The following is a 23,462-nucleotide window of genomic DNA, read 5'->3' as shown; positions in this document are numbered from 1 at the left end:
CAGCGACTCCCTGTTCTTGGTAATACGTCTGCGGTCAGCAACTGAAGTCACTCGCCGCCATCGCCATCAAGCAGCTCGCGCCGCCCAGCAGCGCTTCACGATGCGCACTTGCACGGGGCAATACGCGGCGCCAGTAAAAGTCAGCGGTATGCAGCTTGGCCTGATAAAAAGCCTCATCGTCGGTACTTGCGGCCAGCGCTTCATGGGCGCGCACGGCTGCCTGCATCCATAAGCCGGCCAGCAGGACGTAGGCCGAGTACGCGAGGAAATCCACGGAAACCGCGCCGATCTCCTGCGGATCGCGCTGGCAGGCCTCGATAACGCTAACGCTCAGCGCTCGCCATTCTTCGAGGCGCTGACTGATCGCTGCGGCCATTTCGTTCAATGATGGGTAAGCGCCGGCGGTGTCTGCGTGCTGTACCAATTCGTTGATCAGTGCGTGCAATTCGGCGCCGCCATCGCTGATCAATTTACGCCGGATCAGGTCCAGTGCCTGGATGCCATTGGTGCCTTCATAGAGCTGGGTAATGCGACTGTCACGCATCAGTTGTTCCATGCCCCATTCGCGAATGTAGCCATGCCCGCCAAACAGCTGCACGCCGAGGCTGGCGACTTCCTGGCCGACATCGGTGAAGAACCCTTTGACGATAGGGATCAGGAGCGCGGCGCGGCGCATGGCGGCTCGACGAACGTCTGGTTCTGCTGCTGCGTGTTCCAGATCGAGTTGTCGCGCGGTATACGCACCCAACATCCGGCAACCTTCAGTGAGGGCCTTTTGAGTCAGCAACATGCGCCGCACATCGGGATGAACGATGATCGGGTCGGCAGCCTTTTCCGGTGCCACTGCGCCGGTCAGCGAACGCGACTGCAAGCGTTCGCGGGCGTAAGCCAGGCCCCCTTGAAAAGCCGCTTCCGCAATGCCCAGGCCCTGCAACCCGACCTGGAATCGCGCGTCGTTCATCATGGTGAACATGCAAGCCAGGCCCTGATTTGGCTCGCCGATCAACCAGCCCTGAGCACCGTCGAAATTCATGACGCAAGTCGAAGCACCCTTGATGCCCATCTTGTGTTCCAGGGCGCCGCAGCTCAGCGTGTTGCGCTGGCCGTCGGGGAGGATTTTGGGCACCAGAAACAGGCTGATACCCTTCACACTCGCCGGCCCATCAGGCAGACGCGCGAGGACCAGATGAATGATGTTGTCGGTCAGATCGTGCTCACCGCCGCTGATGAAAATCTTACTGCCGTCGATGCGATAGCCACCATCGGCCTGGGGCTGCGCGCGGGTGCGCAGTAACGCCAGGTCAGTGCCGGCCTGTGGCTCGGTCAGGCACATGGTGCCGGTCCATTCGCCTTTGACCATTTTGCCCAGCCAGGCGTGTTTGAGTGCGTCACTGCCATGGCAATGCACGGCCAGCACCGCGCCTTCGGTCAGGCCGGAATAAATCCGGAACGACAGCGAGGCCGCCATCAGCATTTCATGCACGCAGGCCGAGACCATTTGCGGCAATCCCTGGCCACCGTACTCTGTCGGCCCGCTCATGCTTGCCCAACCGTTGTCGACGTACTGGCGATAGGCATCGCGGAACCCGTCGGGCGTGCGGACCTCAGTGCCGATCAGTTGACAGCCTTGCTCGTCACTGTTGCGGTTGAGTGGTGCAATGACTTGGCCGGTAAAACGTCCGGCCTCTTCAAGAATGCCGTCAAGCGTGTCGCGGTCGAGCTCCACGCCCAGCTGTTCGCAGTGGCCCACTACGTCGAACAACTCGTGCAATACGAAACGCATATCGCGCAAAGGGGCTTGATAATTCATACCGCGCCCTCCACAACATCGGCGAAACGATTGCCGCTGTCCTTCAATCGCTGGAGCAAACCGGCTGGGCGCCAGTGCTCGCCGAACATGCCCTGCAAGTGTTCAAGCCCAGCGACCATCTGGCTTATGCCCTGCTCATCCGCCCAGCGCATTGGCCCTCCGGTTTGCGCAGGAAACCCATAGCCGTTGAGCCAGACCTGATCGATGTCATGGCTGCTGGCAGCAATCCCTTCTTCGAGAATTTTTGCCCCTTCATTGACCAGTGCGAGGAGGCAGCGCTGAAGAATTTCCTGCCCGTCGATTTCACGGCGACGATAGCCCAGGCCCTGAGACACCTCGAGCACCAGGTTATCGACTAACGGATCATGCTCGGCTACACGGCTACCTGCTGCATAGCGGTAATAACCCTGGCCGGTCTTCTGGCCGAGACGGCCGAGATCGCACAAGGCGTTGTCGATCCTGACCAAGGGATCATCCATGCCCTGCCCTGCCAATTGTCGGGCGCGCCATTCCAGATCAATGCCGACCACGTCATACATGCGGAACGGCCCCATGGCAAAGCCGAATTGCTGCAACGCGTCGTCCACCTGCTGCGGCATCGCTCCTTCAAGGAGCAGTTTGCGCGCTTCGGCCACGTAGCTGCGCAGCATCCGGTTGCCAATGAAACCGGGGCAGTTGCCCGCCACCACCGCCACCTTGCCAGCGCGCTGAGCAAGTAATAGCGCGGCGTCCAGCACTTCGCGGCCCGTGGCGTTGCCGCGGACGATTTCCAACAGCTTCATGATGTGCGCCGGGCTGAAAAAATGCAGCCCCAGCACCTGTTGTGCACGTTTGGTCACTGCGGCGATGGCGTCGATGTCCAGTGCCGAAGTGTTGCTGGCCAGGATCGCCTGCGGTTTGAGGTGCGAATCCAGCGTGCGGAAGATTTCCTGCTTCAGCTCCAGGCTTTCATACACCGCTTCGATGACCAGATCCGCCTCAGCGAGGTCAGCGTAATTTTGCACAGGACGTACCCGCGCCAGATGGGCGTCTGCCTCCTCCTGAGTGATGCGCTGTTTGCCAACCTGCTGTGCCCAGGTCTGTTTAATCATGGTCAAACCAGCATCCAGTGTTGGGGCGTTGCTTTCCAGCCATAGCACTGGGTATCCGGCGCTGGCCAGGCTGATGACAATGCCTCGGCCCATGGTGCCGGCGCCGATCACGGCGACCTGCTGAATATCGAAAGGGGTGCTCACACGCGGCGCTCCTGCATCGGTAGGAAATAACAGCCGCCACCGTAAGCAGGCTTCCAGTATTTTTGAAATTTCATTTTCATATGCCATATATTTGCGGCATGAATATTTCAAATTTTGATCTGAACCTGCTGCGTATCTTCGACATGCTGTTGCGTGAGCAGAATGTTTCGCGCGCAGCCGAGCGTCTGGCGCTGACTCAGCCCACCGTCAGCAATGCCCTGGCGCGTTTGCGCGACGCATTGGACGATCCGCTGCTGGTGCGCGTTGGCCGCCGCATGTGTCCGACGCCTAGAGCGTTGGCCCTGGAAGGACCGATTCGCGCGGCGTTGCAACAGATCGAACAAAGCCTGGCCACGGGCGATGCGTTCGACCCGGCACTCAGCCATCGACAGTTGCGGATCGCCCTCACCGACTATGTCGAACAGTTGTGCATGCCGTCATTGCTGGCCCGCTTGCAGACCCAGGCGCCACACTTGCGCATCGATGTCGTCCACTTGACGGCGAGCCTGCCGGCGGAGGCGCTGGACCGTAGCGAACTGGACATGGTGCTGGGCCGTTTTGATCACGTGCCGGCACGTTTTACCCGGTTGCGCTGGCGCAGCGAAACGTTACGAGTGGCGATGCGTCAGGGGCATCCGCAATCGGGCGCTGGCCTGGATCTGCGCAGCTTTCTGCAACTGCGCCACGTCTGGGTGAATGGTGGCCAGACGCGAGGCATGATTGATCAGTGGCTGGCCGAACAGAATCTGGTGCGGCAGATCGTCTATACCACGCCCAATTACTTGCAGGCCGCGCACCTCGTGGCCGCTACCGACCTGTGCACGGTATTGCCGACCCAACTGGCGCAACAGTTCGCCAGGCTACTGCCTTTGGACTTGCTGGAACTGCCATTCGCATTGCCGCTCTTCGAGCTTGATCTGGTCTACTTGACGCACCGCCAACACGATCCTGCATTAGCCTGGCTAGCTGAACAGATCCTGGCGATTGCACCGGACTGAGCCATCAAAAAACACGATGGCCACCATGCCGCTCTGGTATTGGCTGCGGCCAGGCCCTCTCCCTAAAGTGGATCGCCCAAACAATAACAAGGACTTCTCCATGCGTTTTCCACCGACGTTGCTTTCACTTGCCTTGTTGGCACCGCTAATGAGCTCTGCCGCCACACCGGCTAAAGATGCGACGGCGAGCACGCTGCAGAGCAATCAACAATGGTTGCAGCGTTTGCCCTTCGCCAACCGCGGCGATTTCGAAGCGGCGCAGCGCGGTCTGATCGAGCGGTATGAGGGGGTGGTCAGCAATGCGCTCGGCAAGACCGTCTGGGACCTGAATCAGTACGCGTTCCTCAACCAGACCAACGCACCCGGCACCGTCAACCCGAGTCTGTGGCGCATCGCGCAGCTCAATACCATTGCCGGTCTGTTCAAAGTCACTGACGGTATTTATCAGATTCGTGGCCTGGACCTGGCCAACATGACCATCGTCGAAGGCGACAATGGCTTGATCGTGCTCGACCCGCTGCTGTCGGTGGAAACGGCTAAAGCCGGCCTTGAGCTGTACTTCAAGAATCGCCCGCGCAAGCCCGTGACCACGGTCATCTACACGCACCCGCACGTTGACCATTTCGGCGGTGTGAGGGGGATCATCGACGAAGCGGATGTCACCGCGGGCAAGGTCCAGGTGATTGCACCGCAAGGTTTTTTCGAGCACGCCATCGGAGAGAATGTGTTGGCCGGGCCGGCAATGAAACGTCGCGCTCAATACATGTACGGCGCACCATTGCCGCGCAGCGAGCGCGGCCAGGTAGATGCCGGGCTGGGCAAGGGTATTCCGGCCAACGCAACCATCAGCTTGATCGCGCCCACCAAGGAAATCAGCCAGCCGCTGGAGCGCCTGACCCTTGAGGGTATCGAGGTCGAATTCCAACTCACCCCCGGCACCGAGGCGCCGGCGGAAATGAACATTTATTTCCCGCGATTCAAGGCGCTGTGCATGGCCGAAAATGCCACTCACGTGCAGCACAATGTGCTCACCTTGCGCGGCGCGCTGGTGCGCGACCCGAAGATCTGGGCGCATTACCTGGATCAGTCGCTGCTTCGCTACGGCAATCAGGCCGAGGTGGTTTTTGCCCAGCATCACTGGCCTACCTGGGGCGGTGCGCAGATCCGCGAATATCTGGCTGACCAGCGCGACATGTATGCATTCATCGACAGCCAGACCCTGCGACTGATCAATCAGGGACTGACGCCCATGGAGATTGCCGACACCTTGAGTTCGCTGCCGCCACGCTTGGCGAACAAGTGGTACAGCCGTGATTATTACGGCTCGTTGAGCCATAACGTGCGTGCGGTGTATCAGCGCTACATGGGTTTCTACGACGGCAACCCGGCGAACCTCAATCCTCTGCCGCCGCAGGCTGCGGGCAAGCGTTACGTAGCGGCGATGGGCGGTGCCGAGCAGCTCTTGAAGCAGGCGCGCAAAGCCTTCGACGAAGGCGATTATCGCTGGGTCGCGCAACTGACCAATCATTTGGTCTTCGCCGAGCCGGACAACGCCGATGCACACAACCTGCAGGCCGATGCGCTGGAACAGCTGGGCTATCAGAGCGAGAACGCGACTTGGCGCAATGCCTACCTCAGCGGCGCGCAGGAATTGCGCGACGGCGTTGCGGCTACAACAGGCAGCGGCGGAAATGCCGACGATATGGTGCGGGCGCTGCCCCCTGCAATGTTCTTCGATTACCTGAGCGTCCGGGTTGACGCGCTAAAAGCCGCCGACAATGACTTGACCATCAACTGGCGCTTCACCGATTTGAACGAGGATTACGCCCTGACCTTGCGCAACGGTGTCCTTACCCACCGCGACTTGACCCGGCATGACCAAGCCGACGTGAATATCAGCATGAACAAGTCGACGCTGGATCGCATCGCGCTGAAACAGACTGGCTTTTTGAAGGAGGCAACGGTGGGCGATATCACGATCACCGGTGAGCGCGTGAAATTTCTACGCTTCATGGGTGGACTTGAGGAAACGGACGGACGCTTCAATATCGTCACGCCCTGACCGTGGGCGGCGCTCAGGCGCCGCTTTGCAGCTCGATCATGGCGATCAACGCCAGCAAACAGACGCTCGCGCCCAACGCCAGAATCGCCACGGGCGCCGGCGATGCCTGCTCCATGCGCAGCATTGCCAATCCCTGGCGGTAGCGGTGCCCTTGCCTGGCGAGCAGCCCAAGGGCGGCGACAGCGCCTATCCCCAGCGACAGCCACGCACCCACTCGCCCCGCCAGAATCACCACTACCAGCAACGCGACTAAAGTCCGTCGCCACGCCAATTCAGTCCGCTCCGCCTGCAGCCCCGGATCACCCATGCCAGCGGGGCCACAGCGCACTGCCAATCAAAACCACCGCCGTAACGCAAGCCATCGTCAACAAAGGCGCGAGCGCTGGCAATGGCAGCGGCCGACGCTGGCGCAACGCACGCTCCACCCTCAGCCAGCGTACGCAGGCACCGGCGCTGATCAACTGACTCAACACCAAAAGGGTAATGGCTACCGCCATGCGCAAACCGGGCTCGAAGACCTGTGTGGCGAAGGCCTCAATCGCAATGGCGCCGCCCAGCAGCGCCAGTGACGTGCGAATCCAGGCAAGAAAGGTTCGTTCGTTGGCCAGCGTGAATCGCGGATCGGGCGCCTCACCGCCGCCGAGCAGGAGTTCAGTCCAGTTGCGACGCTTAGTATTCACCCTCATCAGCGCACACCAAAGCTGCGCAATGCGCCGGGCGAAAAGTACGAGAGACTGGTCGGCACGTTGAAGGCGTAGGGGTTGCGTTGCTCGTTTATCAGGCCGGAGACGTGATATCGGCCACTTTTAAGGTCATAGGTCACTTCCATCGCATTTACGGCCACCTCACCGCTGGCGTGGTAAAAACTGTGCGCTTCGGAGGTGCGCCATAACGCACCTCGCTGGTCATAGACATCGGCCTCGAGAATGGCCCAAGTGTCTTCGTCGATGTAGTAGTGACGTTTGCCGTAGATGTGCTGGGCTCCCGGCTTCAACGTCGCAACCACTTCCCACACACGATGCAGTTCATAGCGGGTGGGGATTGGGTTGACGTGACCAGGCTTGATCAATTCGCTGTAGCGCAATCGGGGCGAGGCCAGGCGATAGCTGTTATACGGCACGTGGAGCAATTTCTTGCCCACCAGTTGCCAGTCGTATCGATCCGGTGCGCCATTGAACATGTCACGACTGTCCGCCGTGCGCAGGCCAGCCGTCCCCGGCCCGGCGGTGTCATAAGCGATGCCCGGCGCGCGCCGCACTCGACGCTGGCTGGAGCTGTAGACCCACGACAATCGCGGTTCGGCGACCTGGTCTAATGTCTCGTGCACCACCATGGCATCCCCAGCGAGCCGCGATGGTGCGGTCATTCGGTGGGTAAAATAGTAGAGAACATTGTCGGCAGCAGCGCCCGGCAACCCGTCAGGTCGAGCGAATTCCTGACGCGCGCTCATCAACGTAAATCGGCCGTTGCCCTGCGGCGTGGCGCTGTCGGAGACAACGCTGTAACTGGCATTGCGGTTGCGGGTCAGGTGGTTCCAGATCACTTCCAGGCCATTTTTAGGCAGAGGAAAGGCAACCGCTCCGGCGAAATCTCGCAGACCGTTGCCTTGGTCGTCGAGCTGCGCGTGCGTGGCGTTGCGTGCGGCGGATGCGGCGAGGTGCGCGGGTATGGCGACGCTGCGATGGGTGGGGTAGACAGGCAGCTTCATCGTCTCTGGAAAACGCTTGAGCAAAGCGATCTGCCCGGCTGACAGCTGATCTTCGTACTGGCGGTAATTCTGTGCGGTTATCTCGTACAGCGGTCGTTCATTGGCGTAAGGATCGACCGGCGTGCCGTTGCTTTCCAGTCGCTGTTGCGCGGTTGTGAGTCCGCCTTGCCATGCAGGGATTCGCCCGTCGGGAGTGGCGTCGCGCTCGGCGCCGATCGGCGTCAGGTTCTGCGGTAATTCACTGGCGGCGAGCGCTCCTGTCGCCCACGGTATTGCCAGCAAGACACAGCATGACAACGGAATCAACGACGACTGAATAAAACCTCTGGTACGTGCTGGCATCACTCTTAACCTCTTATTGTGTTTATCAGAGAGTGAACATGTGCAGTGGTCCCGCCAGACGACATAGCGGCTGGCTGGATGGTGGGCAAAAACAATTTTTAGCGCCGGTCAGATAGCCTCTAGATGAGTATCAATGGATACTAAGTAGCCCTCTGGGCCTCGACAAATAGCGTCTTCAGATAGTTGCCATAGCACTTCGGCATAGCCAGAGATTTGCCCATGACTTTGAAACAGCTGCGTTACCTCGTCGCGATTGCAGAAGCTGGAAGCTTCTCCAATGCTGCACGCCGGGCGTTCATCGCTCAGCCTGCCCTGAGCCGTCAGATCGGTTTATTGGAAAGCGAGCTGGAAATGCAGTTACTCGCCCGTCAGCACGACGGCATCGAACTGACCGATGCCGGGCGACAGTTATACGAAGTGGCGCGCTCGGTGATTCAGAAGCTCGATTCGGTGAAAGACGAGCTCAAATCCAGTCGGGGCAATCCGATGGGCCATGTCGCGATTTCCATTCCGGCAACCGCTTCGTCGTTGCTGTTACCGACGATCATCACGCAGGCGCAGGCAAAGTTTCCGGGGATCAAGCTGACGATATGGGATGGTCTCAGCCGCGAAGGCGGCCAGGCGATCGAGCTGGGCAAAGTGGATTTTGGCGTTGTGCCGAACGCTGAGGAACTGGAACACGTCATCGCCGAACCGGTCTTCACCGAAGACCTGTATTGGGTAGGCACACCGGTGCATGAGTCTGATCACTCGTCCATCACGCTGGCTGAAGCGGCCGCGACCCGGCTGGTGATGCCGCCGCGCGCCCTGCATCTGCGGCGTCGGATCGAGCAGGCGGCGATGGAAACCGGGGTGACCCTCGATTCAAGCTACGAGCAGCAGTCTGCGCCTGGCATCAGCAGCCTGGTGCGCGCCGGGTTGGCGGCGACCATCAGCAACTGGCCGCCGCTGACGGAATTGCTGGAGCCGATATCGGCCCGGTTGATCGTCGAGCCGCGAATCACCCGCACGATTTCGCTGGCCTATTCGCAGCACAAGCCATTGTCGTTTGCGGCCACCTGCATGCGCGATCTGGTCCGCGGCGTCCTGGTCGAGGCCGTCGTCGACGACCGCTGGAAAGGCAGTTTGATCGAGCGTGTGCCCGAAGAAACCTTGAGCGCGGTCGATCACTAAGGGCGCCGCAACGGTGGGCCGTGCAGCGCCGCACGGTTCAGTTGACCCGAGGCAATGCGATACCTTTCACCTCGTTCAGGCGCTGGCGGGTTTTCTGCGGATCCATCCAGAACAAACCGATCACCCCGGCAATGATCAGCACTGCGCCACAGACCAGAAACCCTTCACCGTAACCTGCCGGATGCTCGGCCCCCGCACCCTGCACGAGGATGCCGGTGACCACCGGCGCCGACAAACCAGCGAGCGAGGCAATGCCGTTGCCGATCGCCAGAATGCCCGCACGTTGGCTACCGGGTGTGAACTCGGCGAGCATGGCCGGCCCTACCGAATACATTACCAGCGCCAAGCCCCCGCTGAACGTTAGGCTGACGATTCGCTCTATGCTCGACAATCCCGGCAGAAACAGCGCCGCGCTGAGCAGGCCACTGGCAATCAGGCAAAACGAAACGAATGCTCCACGCGACCAGCGCGTTGCAATCCCGCCGCGAAGCATGCGCTGTGACAGCCAAGCCATGAACAGACTCAGCGGAGTGGTTACCACCACGAACAGCACGAACACCCGGCCCGTCATGATGGGATCGATGCCCAGCCCGTTTTCCAGATAGCTCGGCACCCAGGTCAGGGTCAGTGCCAACGACCAATTGGCGGCGAAATGGCAAAGGTAATTGCTCAGCACCGTGCTGTCCGTGAGCAAGCGACGATACGGTACGCGTTCCTCGTCCTGCTTCAGCTGACCGGGACGGATGCGATCAAGCGTACCCTCACGACCCAGCAGCCACCACAACACACACCAGACTGCGCCGATGACCGCCAGAACAATGAAGTTCATTCGCCAGCCGTAATGCACGCTGATCCAGGGGATCATTGCGCCCGCAACCAACAACCCCAAGGCACTGCCGGTATGCAACAGCGCGACCGGAAGGTTGCGACGGTCATTGGGAAACCATTTGTACAAGGCGTGGGTAGCGACTGGCGAGGCCGGCCCTTCGCCGATTCCCAGCAGCACTCGGCAAGCGATGATGGCCCAGAGAGAAGTGACGAAGAGCATCGGCAGTTGCACGACCGCCCAGAATGCGCCCATGCCCAGCAGCAACGTGCGTGTGGGACGGCGGTTAGCCACGAAGCCGCCGATGACCGCGGAAATCGCAAAGAACCAGTGCAACGCGCCCCCTACCAGGCCAAACTCGGTCGGGGTCAGGCCGAGCTCTTTGGACATTGGCACCGCCACCAGGCCGATGACCACTTTGTCGAGGAAGTTCACCAGCATCAGCAGCGCCAGCAATACAGCAATCATCCAGGCGGTGCCCAGACGTGCGGGTGTGTCAGTGTGAGTCATGGTCGTCTCTCGTTATTGTTCTTGTCAGAGCGTCCGGCCCTGCACGACCGGACGTGCGGCACGCGCTGCTAGCTCGGCATCAGGACACCCTTGGCAATGGTGTTGCGCTGAATTTCGCTGGTTCCCGTCAAGATGCGCATCATTCGGGTCGCGCGGAAAATCCACTCCACCGGATGGCCGCGCAGCAACCCCGCGCCGCCGTGAATTTGCACCGCGCGGTCAGCAATACGGAAAGCGGTTTCGGAGACGAACAGCTTGCACATCGGCGCCTGGGTGCGAATATTGCCGCCGGCGTCGCTGACCGCTGCGGTGGCGTAAACCATGCTGCGTGCGGCATGCAGCTCGGTGGCCATATCGGCAATCATGTGGTTGATCGACTGGAACATCGCGATGGGCTGGCCGAACTGCTTGCGTGTGCGCGCGTAGTCAATCGACAGGTTCAATGCCAAGCCTGCCATGCCTAACAACGTCGGGCAATGCAGCAAACGGTTGAGCATGATCCGCCCCATCGCCAGTTTGAATCCCTGGCCCTCGTCGCCAATGCGGTTGGCCACAGGCACCCGAACGTCGTCGAGGAAGATATCGCCATGCGCGCCACCACCGGACATCACCGAATAGTCGCTCTCGATCCGCACGCCGGGCGCCTTCAGATCGACGAAGAAGGCCGAAATGCCTTGGGCTCCGCCGCCGGTGCCGGTAACCGCAAGCAGCACGGCAATATCCGCATAAGGCGCGCCAGAGATGAAACGCTTGCTCCCGCTCAGCACATAATCATCGCCGTCGCGTCGCGCACTGGTGGTGATCGCCGTGGCGTCGGAGCCCGCCTCGCTTTCTGTCAGCGCGAAGCACACGGCTTTCTCGGCACGGCACACCGGCTGCAAGAAAGTCTCGACTTGTTCCGGGCTCGCGACTTTGAAAAGATGCCCAATGCGCGGCGGCCCGGACAGTTCGCCGAGGATGTGCGGCGCCAGCATGGAACCGCTTAGTACTGTGGCTTCCTTTACCGCGCACAGGTCTGAAACGTTCAGCCCCGCGCCACCGATCGCCTCCGGCAGCATGACGTTGTAAAACCCCTGCTCGCAAGAGCGCTGCCACACTTGCTGAAGAACTTCGCGGGGGTGCGGCTCCGCCCAACTCAGGCCGGCGCTTTGTTCCAGCGGCCGGATCTCATCGCGGATAAAACCGCCGATGGCCTCGATGATTTGGCTTGCCTTTTCACTTGGCTGATACATGGTGATCTCCTCGTCAGATGCGGCGGTCGCTGTTTTGCCAGTAGGCATCGCGAATAAGACGGCGAACGACTTTGCCGTTGGGGTTCTTCGGTAGTTCGCTGACGAAGTCCACGGCGCGGGGCTTCTTGAACCCGGCCAGGGTGCGTGCGCAGTGATCGATGACCTCGGCCTCACTCAGTGCAGTGCCCGGCTTGAGCACAACGACGGCTCGCACCGCCTCGCCCCACTGCTCATCCGGTACACCAATGACCGCCGCCTCAAAAACCTCAGGCAAGGTGTAAAGCACCTGCTCGACTTCCGTGGGATAGATGTTGAAGCCGCCGGAGATGATCATTTCCTTTTTGCGATCGACGATGAACACGTAGCCCTGTTCATCGACTGTCGCCAAATCGCCGCTGAGGTAATACCCCTCGCGCATCACCTCGGCAGTGAGCTCCGGCGCGCGCCAATACCCCTGCATGATGTCCGGGCCCTTGACCACGATTTCGCCGATTTCGCCCGGCTTTACATCCTCGAAGTTTTCGTTGACCACTCGCAGGTCAGTCTCGAAGTAGCAGCGTCCGCAGGAAGCCAGGCGCCGATAGTCGCCCTCTTCGCAAAGATGGTCTTGCTCGGTGAGTACCGTGACCAGCGAGCAGGTTTCGCCGGCACCGTATCCCTGGGCAAGGATCGGCCCGAACACTTCGATGGCGCGTTTGACCAGCGAGGGCGCCATCGGCGCTGCGCCGTACATGACCAGACGCAGGCTGCTCAGGTCATAGCGATCGACGCCGGGGAAATTCACCAGTCGGTTGATCATCGCCGGCACCAGAAACAAGCGCGTGACACGCTCACGCTGAATGCTTTCGAGCAGCAGTTGATCGTCGTAGCGTTCCAAGAGCAGGTTGCACGCGCCCACCGCCAGCAAGGGCATCAATTGCATGCCGCTGGCATGGGTAATCGGCCCGACGTGGGCCATCACATCGTCCGGCGCGGCTCGCCGGGTGGGGCTGGCGATGCTCTTGCGGATCAGCGCCTTGCGATTGCCTACGCTGAGCATGGCGGCTTTCAGCACACCGGAACTGCCCGAGGTGTAGTGCAAGACCGCCAGTGCATCGTCCGGCAGGTCACAATTGACCGGCGCGTCATTGCCTTGATCTAGCAGTGCCGAATAGGCGATATCACCGCCCTTCTCGCCCAGTGTCACCACCAAGCGCAACCCCGGGACTTCAGCCCGACGTGCGATCAACGCCTCGGCAAACGTTGGTGTGGCGATCAGTCCGACGCTGCAAGAGTCGTTGATAATCTGAATGACTTCTTCGAGCGACAGCCGCGCATTGACCGGCACTTTCACCAGTCCGGCCTTGTAGAAGGAGATTTCCGCCTCCACCAGTTCCACCCGGTTTTCCGCAAGGATGGCGACGTGCTCGCCCGTGCTGATGCCTTGGCCCAGTAACGCTGAAGCAAGCTGGTTTGTCCGCTGCTCCAGCTGTGCAAAGTTCAGCCTGGTGTGACGATCGATGACGGCCATCCGCTCTGGCCAGTATCTGGCACTTCGACTGATTATTTTTCCGAGGTTCACGTTGTTGTTCTCGTCGACAGTTAAGACGGGGACGATGCTAAACAGCGTGGGCTTGAGGGGCGTAATACAAGTTGTTGATGCCGGCCATAGCGGTTTTAGCTAGCTGAAAAGCTCCATTGCGTGCGCTGCGCCGCGACGGTTTTTGCAGCGTCACGCCCATGCCAAAGTGTTATGGAAACGATTCAAAGACGCTATTTGTGAGCCCCGCCGGGGCCTCCCTATTATCGATACCGACCTACAAAAGCCAGACCGCCGCCGGCCAAGTGCTGAGGTGCTCTTCCTTTTGTCGGTGCGACATCCCCTCACTCTCGAATAAACACAATAAGAGGTTAAGAGTGAACACACATGTATGCGACCGGCTACGGTCATCGCTGGTTTTACTGTCGTGCAGTCTGCTCGCCGCCCCGGTGGGCGCAGTCGAATTTGCATTCGGCGACATTGATGGGCAGCTCGATTCGGCACTGGCACTCGGTGTCGGGGTGAGCACTGCCAATCCGGCCAAGCTGCAACTGGGGGCCGCGAACGGCAATGACGGCCGCCGCAATTATCGATCCGGGGACGTGTTCTCGACGATTTTCAAAGGCACCCATGACCTGGAGCTCAAGCGCGACAACATCGGTATGTTCCTGCGTGGTACCTACTGGTACGACACCGCGCAACGTGATCACAGCCAACGCTTCAAGGACATCGACGACAACGATCGCCAGGCGTCGGCAAAAACCGCAGGCTTCCAGCTGCTCGATGCCTTCGTCTATTACTTCTACGACATCAACGGCGAGCCTGGCTCGGCGCGTGTCGGCAAGCAAGTGGTGAACTGGGGGGAAAGCATTTTCATCCAGGGCGGTTTGAACGTTGTAAATCCTTTCAACCAAGCGGCACTGCGCCGGCCGGGTTCGGAGGTGAAGGACGCACTGGTGCCGGTGAACTTGCTCTATATGACGCAGAACATCAATGAAGCAGTGTCCTTTGACGCCTTCTACCAGTTGGACTGGGAGCAGACCCAGTTGGACAACTGCGGCACCTTTTTTTCGGGAAACGACTTCACACCTGAGGGCTGCACCGGCCTCGATGTCGGCGGACGCCTGGTCAACGCCGCCGCTGCCAATCGAGGGTTGGGCCCGTTCGTCGTGGTCATGGGTGAGGAAGGCGTGCGCATCCCCCGCAGCGGTGATCAGGACGCACGCAACAGCGGCCAATGGGGCCTGTCGTTACGTTGGTACGTCACACAATTGGATGCTGAATTCGGGGTCTATGCCGCCAATTACCACAGCCGTTCGCCGTATCTGGGAACCGTCAGCAGTCGGTATTACAGCAACACCGGTTTTGCTCCGCAATTGTGCAGCAATCTTGGTGTGCCGTCGGCAGGTTGCGGTGCTTTTCTGGCCTCCAGCGCCGGCCAGACACTCGCCGGCGCACTGCGCATGGGAACCTCTCAGTACCTTTCCCAATACCCCGAAGACATCCGTTTATATGGCATGACGTTCTCGACCACCCTACGCAGCGGTACGGCGGTGCAGGGCGAACTCAGCTACCGCCCGAATATGCCCGTGCAACTCAATGGCACGGATGTGCTGCAGTCGCTGCTCAATGCCCACGGGCGCAGTCCACTGTCCGAACCCGACCTGAGGCCGACCACCGACTCAACTTTTTTCAACGGCTATCGGCGCAAGGAGGTCACCCAGGCGCAGGTCTCTGCAATACATTCTTTCGGCCAGGTCTTGGGGGCGAATCAGTTGCTACTGGTCGGTGAAGCCGGCGCCACTTACGTCGGTGGCTTGGAGGGCAAAAACGGGCCTCGCTATGGTCGATCTGGCGCTTATGGCAACGGCGAGCTGGCTGACAACAGCATCTGTCGAGCCATTTCAGGCAGCCCGCAATACTGCACCGACGAAGGCTTCGTCACACCGTTCTCCTGGGGTTACCGGATGCGCGCGACCTTGAGCTACTCGGGGGTGATGCCAGGGCTGGACCTGCGTCCCAACCTGTCCTGGGCGCATGACGTCAAAGGTTATTCGCCGGGCGATGGCTCGGCGTTCAATGAAGATTCGCGCTCCGTCAGCCTGGGTCTGGACGCGACGTTCATGAGCAAGTATTCGCTGAGCCTGTCTTACACCGATTACATCGATGGCACTTACGGCACGCGCGGTGACCGCGACTTTGCCTCCATCGCTATTGGTGCCACCTTCTAACGTAAAAGGAAAACAAACATGCGCAAGTGCCTTGCCCGTTTCGCCTCTGACAAACCCAAAGCCCCATTTGTATTGGGTGCCGCGTTGCTGCTTTCCAGCGCCATCTGCCCGGCCTTCGCCGCGAGTGGCTCAGCCGATACTGGCGTCATGCGTGGTTTTCCACCCGCACCGGAGTTTCGTGTGAACAAAACCAACGCCTTTCAACCGCCTTTCCTGCGCTGGTCAATCCGGCACGCCCGGGAAGTGTCCGCAATGTAGTGGTCAACTAATCCCGGACACGACGTTAAGTTTTTCTTCGGCGCGAGCTGGCGCCAGCCCGCCGTTGAATTGATGGGGTCGAACCCAGTTGTACCGATGCATCAAGAAGTGGCTGATATCGCGCTGGGCTTCTTGAGCCGTTCTGTAGCCCGTGGTCGGTATCCTTTCCGTTTTCAAGGTGCGGAACACGCGCTACATTGGCGCGTTGTCCCAGCAATTCCCCGGCGACTCATGCTCTGGCGCATGCGATAACGCCACAATCGCTGACGAAATAATCGACTTGCATACTGGGCCCTTGATCCGAATGGAATAGCAGGCCAGAAGGTCTGCCACGTTGCTCATAGGCCATATCCAACGCCTTGATCACCAGATCGGCGTCCGGCTTTTCCGATAACCCCCAGCCCACCACCCGGCGCGTGCAAAGATCCAGCACGACAGCCAGGTAATGCCATTTCCTCTGGGCCCAAATGTAGGTGATGTCGCCGCACCACACTTGGTTGGGGGCCGGGACATCGAACTCCCGATTCAAGATGTTCGGGATATCGAGTCGCTCTACCGTCGCTCGTTTGTAGGCATGTGATCCGGGTTGTTTACTGACTAAATCAAGCTCGCGCATCAAGCTGCGCACTTTGAACCGACCAAGCTGCTCACCGTCTTCAAGCATCAGCGACAAGATGCTGCGGCTGCCGGCAGCGCTACGACTTTGCGTGAACAACTCGCTCACCCGGCTGCGCAACCGAAGCCGTTCAACATCGGGCGTGCGGCGCCTAAGGCGCTGGGCGTAGTAGCACGAGCGGGTGACTTCAACACCTTGCACAGCCAATCAACCGGCTCATGGACGCTCAGCTGATTGATCAGCGCGTACGCTCGTGATCTTCCGACATGAAGAGCGCGGTAGCCTTTTTTAATATGAATTTTTCCCGTTCAAGACGGGCAATCCGGGCTTCCAGCTCCTGAATTTTCTGTTGTTCCGGGGTCAATGCTTTGCTCTGCGGCGTAACACCTTGGCGCTCCTGCTGAACCTGATCAACCCAGCGGCGCAGGGCCGACTCGCCGACGCCGAGTGAACGGCTGGCTTCGATGTAGCTGTAGTTTTGCTTGAGCACGAGGTCGGCAGCCTCGCGTTTGAATTCAGCAGAAAAGGAACGGCGTTGTTTGGTCATCTGACACCTCGATCTGGCGAGCATTCTCGCCTAAATGGGTGTCCGGTTTCATTAGACCACTACACCCTCCAAATTCCAGTTTTCTGCCTAGACTTGTTCTTGTCCGCCGTACACATGCTTTTCAGAGCATGGAACTGTACGAAAAACGAAAACAAGAGGAATCCCCCCAATGTTCAAACCTATGTGGAAAGCAGTTGCGTGCGCCCTTGCCCTAGGCACCATAAGCATGGCCATGGCTGCAGATCCGGTAATTATAAAATTCTCCCACGTCGTTGCAGAGCAGACACCCAAGGGCCAGGGCGCCCTGTTATTCAAGAAACTGGTGGAAGAACGCTTGCCCGGCAAGGTCAAGGTCGAGGTTTACCCGAACTCCTCGTTGTTTGGCGATGGCAAAGAGATGGAGGCCTTATTGCTCGGCGACGTACAGATGATTGCACCGTCGCTGGCCAAGTTCGAGCACTACACCAAGACCGTTCAACTGTTTGACCTGCCTTTCCTCTTTGATGACATCACGGCGGTTGACCGCTTCCAACTGAGCCCGCAGGGCCAGGGACTGCTCAAGTCCATGGAAGACAAAAACATCACTGGACTGGCCTATTGGCACAACGGGATGAAACAACTGTCCGCGAACAAAGCGCTACGAGTGCCGGGTGATGCCCGTGGCCTGAAGTTTCGGGTACAGGCCTCTGCCGTGCTTGAAGAGCAGTTCAAAGTCATACGCGCCAATCCGCGCAAGATGAGCTTCGCCGAGGTTTATCAGGGCTTGCAAACCGGTGTCGTCAATGGCGCGGAGAATCCTTACTCGAACATCTACAGCCAGAAAATGCATGAGGTACAGAAGTACATCACCGAATCCAACCACGGTGTTCTGGACTACATGCTGATCACCAACACCAAGTTCTGGAACGGTTTGTCGCCGGAGCTTCGCAGCGAGCTGGACAAGATCCTCGTCGAAGTCACCGCTCATGTGAACAAAGAGGCCGACAAACTGAACCAGGATGCCAAGCAGAGCATCATCGCGGCCAAAACCACCGAGATCATTACCCTGACTCCTGAGCAACGCGAACAATGGCGTGTCGCGATGAAGCCGGTGTGGAAAAAATTCGAAGGCGATATCGGCGCCGAGCTGATCACTGCCGCTGAAGCTGCCAACCAGGCCCAATGAGCGGTCGTCGGCAAGTGTTGCCGCCTTGGCAACACCTGCCTGTCGTCCGCTACAGGAGATGACATCCATGAATGCTCTTCGGCGCATCTGGGAACACTTTGAGGAAGGTTTCATCGTCTTCCTTTTGGCCGCAATGACGTTGGTAACATTCGTCTACGTTGTCCTCAACAACCTCTACACCCTGTTCTACCGCCTCGCTGAGAGCTGGGAAGGCGCCAGCGAATCGCTGTTCGCCATCGGCGACGGCGTCATGGGTCTGGCACAGGCAATGACTTGGAGCACCTCACTGACCAAGGCCTTGTTTGGCTGGCTGATTTTTTTTGGGTTGTCGTACGGCGTCCGCACTGCAGGCCATATCGGCGTCGACGCCCTGGTCAAGCTGGCCAGCAAACCGGTGCAACGGTTCATTGGCATCATCGCGTGCCTTTTCTGCCTGTCTTATGCCGGACTGCTCAGCATTGCCAGTTTCGGGTGGATCCAGACCCTGATGATTGCGCGCATAGGTGCCGAAGACTTGGGTCAGTACGGGATCATGCAATGGCACATCGGGTTGATCGTCCCCGTAGGGTTCGCCTTGGTCTTCATCCGTTTCGCTGAAATTCTCGTGCGCATCCTGCAAAACAGGCAGACCGGCCTGGGCTTGGCCGATGAAGCCGCAGATGCGATGAAATTGACTGAACACGAGGATGACAAGTCATGACCATTGCCTTCCTGTTTGCATCACTGTTCGTGCTGATGTTGATCGGCGTTCCCATTGCTATCTCCCTGGGTTTGTCGGGCTCACTGACCATCGTTTTATTCAGCCCGGACTCCGTGCGCTCACTGGCGATCAAACTGTTCGAGACGTCGGAGCACTACACGCTGCTGGCCATCCCGTTCTTTCTGCTCGCGGGGGCCTTCATGACCACCGGTGGCGTCGCTCGGCGGCTGATTGACTTTGCCAATGCCTGTGTCGGCCATATCCGTGGCGGTCTGGCTATCGCTGCCGTGTTGGCGTGCATGCTGTTCGCTGCCCTTTCCGGATCGAGCCCAGCCACTGTAGCGGCGGTGGGTTCAATTGCCATTGCCGGCATGGTCCGCTCCGGTTATCCGCAGGCCTTCGGTGCGGGGATCGTCTGTAACGCCGGGACCTTGGGTATCCTGATTCCACCCTCGATTGTCATGGTGGTCTACGCAGCCGCGACCGAAACGTCTGTCGGCAAACTGTTTATGGCGGGCGTGTTACCAGGCCTGCTGCTGGGGCTGGCGTTGATGGTCGCGATCTACATCGTCGCCGTGAAGAAAAAGCTGCACGCCATGCCGCGCGCGACGTTCCGTGAATGGCTTAGCACGGCACGCAAGGCGATCTGGGGTCTACTGCTGATGTTAATCATCTTGGGAGGTATCTACTCCGGGATGTTTACCCCGACCGAAGCGGCGGCGGTGGCGGCCGTGTACTCGGCCTTCATCGCCTTGTTCGTCTACAAAGACTTAACGTTCCGCGAAACGCCAAAGGTCCTGCTGGACTCGGCCAAGCTGAGCATCATGCTGATGTTCATTATTGCCAACGCCATGCTCTTCGCGCACGTTTTGACCACTGAGCAGCTACCGCAACAGATCACCGCGTGGGTGATCGAAGCAGGGTTGACACCGGTGATGTTCCTGCTGGTGGTGAACATTGTGCTGTTGATTGCAGGGGCCTTTATGGAACCCTCGGCCATCATCCTGATCCTGGCACCGATCCTCTTCCCCATCGCCATGAAGCTGGGTATCGATCCAATTCACCTGGGCATCATTATGGTGGTGAATCTGGAGATCGGCTTGATCACGCCGCCCGTGGGTCTGAACCTGTTCGTGACCTCTGCTGTGACGGGGATGACGCTGCCGGCAACCATCAGAGCCGCCATGCCATGGCTAATGATTCTGCTCCTGTTCCTGATTCTGATTACCTACGTGCCTTGGATTTCCCTGTTTTTGCCAAACTGGCTGGGCATGAGTTGAAGCCCGCCTGTCCGGGTAATGGACGTTCATACCCGGACAGGGCTTTCGCGCTTGCTTGTGGCTACTTATTGTTGTCCCGAGTCCGTCCAGCAACTCCATAACTCCACTGAGGACGGATGGCTGACGGGTTGCCCTAGCCACTCGCTCATCTCGTGACATTGCTGTTGGAAGCATAACTGGTAGTCACCTGCTTGCGGGGTGCGTCCCAGACTCAGAGGCTGCAAGGGCGGCAGGTGACGTTGATAGTGCCAACTGCCTTTTTCCAACCTGGCCTCCGGGGGAATCTCCGTACCCGCACCATTCCCTTTGACCCTGGCCTCGGTGAGCACAAGTCCCTGTTCCGAGACACGGTAGTCTTCCTCCCACCGGATTTTTCGATTGTGTGATTCCAAGCCAGTGTAAAGCTTGAGATTGGGAGTTGGGCCCAGGCGACGCCCGCCAGCCCCAGGCACAAGCCGATCATGGCAGTCATCCACAAATTGTCGCCTTGCATCATGAGCGCAGGGTTTTAGACCGCCATGAACGGAATGACAAAGCCGGCCAGAGCAATACGAACCGCCCACCGACTGATCTTGAATCCTGTTTCCTTGGCGATGGGTGCTGCGGCAAAGCATGCCAAGGCAACCGGTGGAGTAAGGTCTGCAAGAATTCCGAAATAGAAAACGAACATGTGCGACACGATCAGCGGTACACCCAACTCCAACAGCGCGGGTGCTGCAATCGAACTGGTGATGATGTAGTTGGGAATCGTCGGGATCCCCATACCCAACACCAGGCAGGTAACCATCGTCAATATCAGTGACAACAACAAGTTATCCCTGCCTATGGCCAGTATGTAACCGGCAAAGGTCGAGGCTATGCCCGTCAAGGACACTACGCCGATGATGATACCCACCAGCGCACAAGCAATCCCGACCGGCACAGCATGACGAGCACCTTCGACCAGGGCATGCAGGCAAATACTCAGGGTTTCTGGGCCTCCCTGAATGAACCAGCAGATGACCACCAACGTGGCGATCACCGCAAAGATCACGCCGATACCCAACTGGAAAAAGCCGACACAGAAGACACCCAGAGCGATCCAGAACGCGCACCGCAACGCGAAACTGGCCCCCCGAAGAATGATTACCGAACCGAGAATAACGATGGCTGTTACGCCGACAACCTGCAACTTGTCAGCCGCCGCATCAACCCGGACGGCATCCCTGTCGGAGTGGGAATCGCTCACACCAAGACCTTGGCCAAACTGGCCAACCACACAGCCAAACGCCTCCAAGCTCAAACTGGCGGCGTCGTTAACATCTGCGATCCACACAAACGAGACTGGGTGTTGCGAAACACCGATGTCGCGGAGGTATGGGGAGTCGGCCGGCGAATGAAATCGCATTTGGACAGCATGGGTATCAAAACAGCTATGGATCTTGCCAGAGCAGATGCCTGGACGTTACGTAAAAACTTCAGCGTAATTATTGAGAAAACAGCACGAGAGCTGGCAGGCTCCCCCTGCCTTGAACTTGATGAGCCGAACCCTCCTAAACAAGAGATTTGCTGCAGCCGAATGTTTGGACAGCGCCTGCAGGAACTACATCCAATCAGAGAAGCGGTCGCCACCTACGCGCAGCGGGCGGCAGAAAAGCTCAGAGCTCAGCATTCACTCTGCAAGAAAATCAGAGTCAGCATTCGTACCGGCATGTTTAATCCGGAGGAAGCCAAATTCGCCAACGGCGTAGTGGTTGATCTACCTTACCCGACTGATGACGTGAGACTGCTGACCAAGGTGGCCGTCGACGCGCTGGAGCACTTGTTGAGACCAGGCTTCAAATACAGCAAGGCGGAGGTTCTGTTGCTGAATCTTTGCCAGCACGGCGAATACACCGACGACTTGTTTGCCACCTCACAACCTGGCAAAGCGACAAAGACCATGGCCATGCTTGATCAGATCAATCAGCGATGGGGTCAGGGCACGTTGCGAGTAGCGAGTGTTCCAGCCAATCCAGCCTGGGCAATGCGCCGCGAAATGATGAGTCAAAGCTATACGACGAGACTTGATCAACTGTGGAAGATTTCTTGTTGCTAGCGACTGCAGCACTCATGACCATCCGTGCAGCACTCCATACGCCTTTGTTTTGTTCAATCCAATGAAGAAGGATGTCTACTCTGTCTTGTTGAGCAAGTTGCCAACGCCGAGATAGTGCGACGCGACGGATTCCAGACAGTCAGGCACGACGATCCCCATAGCTGAGGCCTATCTCGACCTGGAGATGTAAGCGCACGAGTTGGTGGTAGTCCCAGGTGTGCGTTCCGGCGATGCCCCCAGGAGGCCTCCCGCTACGGGAGGCTTTTGCTGGCTTGGTCGTGAAGTTGATGGTGAGTCATCGGTGGGTCCTTTAATTCGGCCTGGGACCGATCGCCCGGAACGAAACTCTCCCCATTTCGATCTGTCTGTCGCCGTTACATCTGCCCAACGTTGCGCGCAGCGACAGCAACGGTGGTCGGTGAATCGGAAAGAGGAACGAAGCGTCGAGTGGCTCCATCCAGCGCATCGATGCAACCCGCCTCGATGTCATAGACCCAGCCATGCAAATTCAAGCGTCCTTGCTCAAGCGCAAGCGCCACCGATGGATGAGTCCGCAGGTTCGCCAGTTGGGCGATCACGTTTTCACGAACAAGGCCATCGAGCTTGTCGCGGGGTGTGTCGAACTCATGCGCCGCATTGATCGCTTTCGCGGCGTCCGAATGACGAAGCCAGTTGGCAACTGCCGGAAGATGATCCAGACACGTGCAGCGTGAAATCGCGCCCATCGCTCCACAATCCGAGTGGCCGCAGATCACGATGTCCCGTACGCCGAGCACTGCAACCGCATATTCGACGGTGGCCGAAACACCACCGGGTTCAGGACCATACGACGGCACGATGTTGCCGGCGTTGCGGATCACGAACAACTCGCCCGGTTCGCGCTGTGTAAGGAGTTCAGGCACTACACGACTGTCCGAGCAGGTGACGAACAACGCCTTTGGGTTTTGCTCTGTCGCGAGTTGCTTGAAAAGCTCCACGCGTTGTGGATACACCTCTCGCTGAAAACGCAGAAAGCCATCAATAATGTCACGCATAAAGTCCTCCAAAGCCTGATTCCGGATGCCGAGACGAATACTCGACATGCCTTCGCACTTCACTGGGTCGTCATTATCGCAGACGTCGCATGCATTAGCTGCCCCCACGACTAGCGTGAAGCTCAAACACATCCTCTAT

17 protein-coding genes and 4 pseudogenes are annotated in these 23,462 nt (G+C 58.8%); 9 read left to right on the top strand and 12 right to left on the bottom strand.

The genetic code is table 11. From position 1 onward, the window contains the following. Nucleotides 1-34 precede the first annotated feature (34 nt). Nucleotides 35-1,810, bottom strand: a complete 1,776-nt coding sequence (locus ACKJSM_RS24450; RefSeq protein ID WP_410239116.1) for an acyl-CoA dehydrogenase C-terminal domain-containing protein — start codon at nt 1,808-1,810, stop codon at nt 35-37. After that, nucleotides 1,807-3,045 carry a 3-hydroxyacyl-CoA dehydrogenase NAD-binding domain-containing protein gene (locus tag ACKJSM_RS24445; RefSeq protein WP_410239128.1) on the bottom strand — a complete coding sequence of 413 codons (1,239 nt, stop codon included), beginning with the start codon at nt 3,043-3,045 and terminating at the stop codon, nt 1,807-1,809. Before ACKJSM_RS24445 ends, ACKJSM_RS24450 begins: the two co-directional genes overlap by 4 nt. 80 nt (nt 3,046-3,125) lie before the next feature. Between ACKJSM_RS24445 and ACKJSM_RS24440 the strand changes: the two genes are divergently transcribed. Both ACKJSM_RS24440 and ACKJSM_RS24435 read left to right on the top strand, forming a co-directional pair. Beyond that, entirely contained in the window at nt 3,126-4,043 is a 918-nt protein-coding gene (locus ACKJSM_RS24440; RefSeq protein WP_410239115.1) for a LysR family transcriptional regulator, read from the top strand. A 100-nt stretch (nt 4,044-4,143) separates the two neighbouring features. Next, nucleotides 4,144-6,105: an alkyl/aryl-sulfatase gene (locus ACKJSM_RS24435; protein ID WP_410239114.1), complete on the top strand. Its 1,962-nt coding sequence runs from the start codon at nt 4,144-4,146 to the stop codon at nt 6,103-6,105. A gap of 13 nt (nt 6,106-6,118) precedes the next feature. On the opposite strand, the gene ACKJSM_RS24430 is transcribed toward ACKJSM_RS24435, so the two are convergent. From ACKJSM_RS24430 to ACKJSM_RS24420, 3 genes are read right to left on the bottom strand one after another with little or no spacing between them, the layout of a single operon-like run. Next, complete coding sequence (locus ACKJSM_RS24430) at nt 6,119-6,376, bottom strand: DUF202 domain-containing protein (protein WP_410239113.1); 258 nt, start codon at nt 6,374-6,376, stop codon at nt 6,119-6,121. Between the two features lie 28 nt (nt 6,377-6,404). Continuing rightward, nucleotides 6,405-6,791, bottom strand: coding sequence for a YidH family protein (locus ACKJSM_RS24425; protein ID WP_410239112.1), 387 nt, complete (start codon nt 6,789-6,791; stop codon nt 6,405-6,407). After that, nucleotides 6,791-8,155: a DUF1329 domain-containing protein gene (locus tag ACKJSM_RS24420; protein WP_410239111.1), complete on the bottom strand. Its 1,365-nt coding sequence runs from the start codon at nt 8,153-8,155 to the stop codon at nt 6,791-6,793. The genes ACKJSM_RS24425 and ACKJSM_RS24420 overlap by 1 nt, the downstream gene beginning before the upstream one ends. Before the next feature lie 219 nt (nt 8,156-8,374). Between ACKJSM_RS24420 and ACKJSM_RS24415 the strand changes: the two genes are divergently transcribed. After that, nucleotides 8,375-9,328: a LysR family transcriptional regulator gene (locus tag ACKJSM_RS24415; RefSeq protein WP_410239110.1), complete on the top strand. Its 954-nt coding sequence runs from the start codon at nt 8,375-8,377 to the stop codon at nt 9,326-9,328. A gap of 37 nt (nt 9,329-9,365) precedes the next feature. Here ACKJSM_RS24415 and ACKJSM_RS24410 read toward each other — a convergent pair whose 3' ends face one another. The 3 genes from ACKJSM_RS24410 to ACKJSM_RS24400 all read right to left on the bottom strand — a co-directional run bounded on the left by ACKJSM_RS24410 (nt 9,366) and on the right by ACKJSM_RS24400 (nt 13,457). Further along, nucleotides 9,366-10,622 carry an MFS transporter gene (locus ACKJSM_RS24410; RefSeq protein ID WP_123419696.1) on the bottom strand — a complete coding sequence of 419 codons (1,257 nt, stop codon included), beginning with the start codon at nt 10,620-10,622 and terminating at the stop codon, nt 9,366-9,368. A gap of 110 nt (nt 10,623-10,732) precedes the next feature. Continuing rightward, nucleotides 10,733-11,896: an acyl-CoA dehydrogenase family protein gene (locus tag ACKJSM_RS24405; protein ID WP_410239109.1), complete on the bottom strand. Its 1,164-nt coding sequence runs from the start codon at nt 11,894-11,896 to the stop codon at nt 10,733-10,735. Between the two features lie 13 nt (nt 11,897-11,909). Continuing rightward, entirely contained in the window at nt 11,910-13,457 is a 1,548-nt protein-coding gene (locus ACKJSM_RS24400) for an AMP-binding protein (protein ID WP_410239108.1), read from the bottom strand. A 335-nt stretch (nt 13,458-13,792) separates the two neighbouring features. Between ACKJSM_RS24400 and ACKJSM_RS24395 the strand changes: the two genes are divergently transcribed. Further along, nucleotides 13,793-15,646, top strand: a complete 1,854-nt coding sequence (locus ACKJSM_RS24395) for a DUF1302 domain-containing protein (RefSeq protein WP_410239107.1) — start codon at nt 13,793-13,795, stop codon at nt 15,644-15,646. An 18-nt stretch (nt 15,647-15,664) separates the two neighbouring features. Continuing rightward, nucleotides 15,665-15,904, top strand: a complete 240-nt coding sequence (locus tag ACKJSM_RS24390; protein ID WP_410239106.1) for a hypothetical protein — start codon at nt 15,665-15,667, stop codon at nt 15,902-15,904. A 3-nt stretch (nt 15,905-15,907) separates the two neighbouring features. Here ACKJSM_RS24390 and ACKJSM_RS24385 read toward each other — a convergent pair. Further along, nucleotides 15,908-17,067, bottom strand: a pseudogene (locus ACKJSM_RS24385) (IS3 family transposase). A 169-nt stretch (nt 17,068-17,236) separates the two neighbouring features. On the opposite strand from ACKJSM_RS24385, the gene ACKJSM_RS24380 reads away from it, so the two are divergent. From ACKJSM_RS24380 to dctM, 3 genes are all read left to right on the top strand, one after another. Continuing rightward, nucleotides 17,237-18,232: a TRAP transporter substrate-binding protein gene (locus ACKJSM_RS24380; protein ID WP_410239105.1), complete on the top strand. Its 996-nt coding sequence runs from the start codon at nt 17,237-17,239 to the stop codon at nt 18,230-18,232. Between the two features lie 67 nt (nt 18,233-18,299). Continuing rightward, nucleotides 18,300-18,932: a TRAP transporter small permease gene (locus ACKJSM_RS24375; RefSeq protein ID WP_236179501.1), complete on the top strand. Its 633-nt coding sequence runs from the start codon at nt 18,300-18,302 to the stop codon at nt 18,930-18,932. Continuing rightward, nucleotides 18,929-20,212 carry a C4-dicarboxylate TRAP transporter large permease protein DctM gene (gene dctM / locus ACKJSM_RS24370; protein WP_410239104.1) on the top strand — a complete coding sequence of 428 codons (1,284 nt, stop codon included), beginning with the start codon at nt 18,929-18,931 and terminating at the stop codon, nt 20,210-20,212. The genes ACKJSM_RS24375 and dctM overlap by 4 nt, the downstream gene beginning before the upstream one ends. Nucleotides 20,213-20,277: 65 nt before the next feature. On the opposite strand, the pseudogene ACKJSM_RS24365 reads toward dctM, so the two are convergent. Beyond that, nucleotides 20,278-20,660 (bottom strand): annotated as a pseudogene (locus ACKJSM_RS24365) (DUF1850 domain-containing protein). Continuing rightward, nucleotides 20,640-21,374 (bottom strand): annotated as a pseudogene (locus ACKJSM_RS24360) (TRAP transporter large permease subunit); the annotation flags it as partial. The pseudogenes ACKJSM_RS24360 and ACKJSM_RS24365, both read right to left, overlap by 21 nt. A 33-nt stretch (nt 21,375-21,407) precedes the next feature. Between ACKJSM_RS24360 and ACKJSM_RS24355 the strand changes: the two are divergent. Beyond that, nucleotides 21,408-22,289: pseudogene (locus ACKJSM_RS24355) on the top strand (DUF4113 domain-containing protein); the annotation flags it as partial. A 374-nt stretch (nt 22,290-22,663) separates the two neighbouring features. Here ACKJSM_RS24355 and ACKJSM_RS24350 read toward each other — a convergent pair. Further along, nucleotides 22,664-23,323: a carbonic anhydrase gene (locus ACKJSM_RS24350; protein WP_236179497.1), complete on the bottom strand. Its 660-nt coding sequence runs from the start codon at nt 23,321-23,323 to the stop codon at nt 22,664-22,666. Nucleotides 23,324-23,462 lie beyond the last annotated feature (139 nt).

Source organism: Pseudomonas sp. PHC1, from assembly GCF_046487845.1.
Classification (GTDB): Bacteria; Pseudomonadota; Gammaproteobacteria; order Pseudomonadales; family Pseudomonadaceae; genus Aquipseudomonas; species Aquipseudomonas sputi.
This window is presented reverse-complemented; position numbering and strand designations above follow the sequence as displayed.

What these genes read in the sequence shown, in the direction of transcription:
- ACKJSM_RS24405 (WP_410239109.1), bottom strand. Translation starts at nt 11,896, where the DNA reads ATGTATCAGCCAAGTGAAAAGGCAAGCCAAATCATCGAGGCCATCGGC.
- ACKJSM_RS24380 (WP_410239105.1), top strand. Translation starts at nt 17,237, where the DNA reads ATGTTCAAACCTATGTGGAAAGCAGTTGCGTGCGCCCTTGCCCTAGGC.
- dctM (WP_410239104.1), top strand. Translation starts at nt 18,929, where the DNA reads ATGACCATTGCCTTCCTGTTTGCATCACTGTTCGTGCTGATGTTGATC.
- ACKJSM_RS24350 (WP_236179497.1), bottom strand. Translation starts at nt 23,323, where the DNA reads ATGCGTGACATTATTGATGGCTTTCTGCGTTTTCAGCGAGAGGTGTAT.
- ACKJSM_RS24435 (WP_410239114.1), top strand. Translation starts at nt 4,144, where the DNA reads ATGCGTTTTCCACCGACGTTGCTTTCACTTGCCTTGTTGGCACCGCTA.
- ACKJSM_RS24450 (WP_410239116.1), bottom strand. Translation starts at nt 1,810, where the DNA reads ATGAATTATCAAGCCCCTTTGCGCGATATGCGTTTCGTATTGCACGAG.
- ACKJSM_RS24425 (WP_410239112.1), bottom strand. Translation starts at nt 6,791, where the DNA reads ATGAGGGTGAATACTAAGCGTCGCAACTGGACTGAACTCCTGCTCGGC.
- ACKJSM_RS24375 (WP_236179501.1), top strand. Translation starts at nt 18,300, where the DNA reads ATGAATGCTCTTCGGCGCATCTGGGAACACTTTGAGGAAGGTTTCATC.
- ACKJSM_RS24410 (WP_123419696.1), bottom strand. Translation starts at nt 10,622, where the DNA reads ATGATTGCTGTATTGCTGGCGCTGCTGATGCTGGTGAACTTCCTCGAC.
- ACKJSM_RS24440 (WP_410239115.1), top strand. Translation starts at nt 3,126, where the DNA reads ATGCCATATATTTGCGGCATGAATATTTCAAATTTTGATCTGAACCTG.
- ACKJSM_RS24415 (WP_410239110.1), top strand. Translation starts at nt 8,375, where the DNA reads ATGACTTTGAAACAGCTGCGTTACCTCGTCGCGATTGCAGAAGCTGGA.
- ACKJSM_RS24420 (WP_410239111.1), bottom strand. Translation starts at nt 8,155, where the DNA reads ATGCCAGCACGTACCAGAGGTTTTATTCAGTCGTCGTTGATTCCGTTG.
- ACKJSM_RS24390 (WP_410239106.1), top strand. Translation starts at nt 15,665, where the DNA reads ATGCGCAAGTGCCTTGCCCGTTTCGCCTCTGACAAACCCAAAGCCCCA.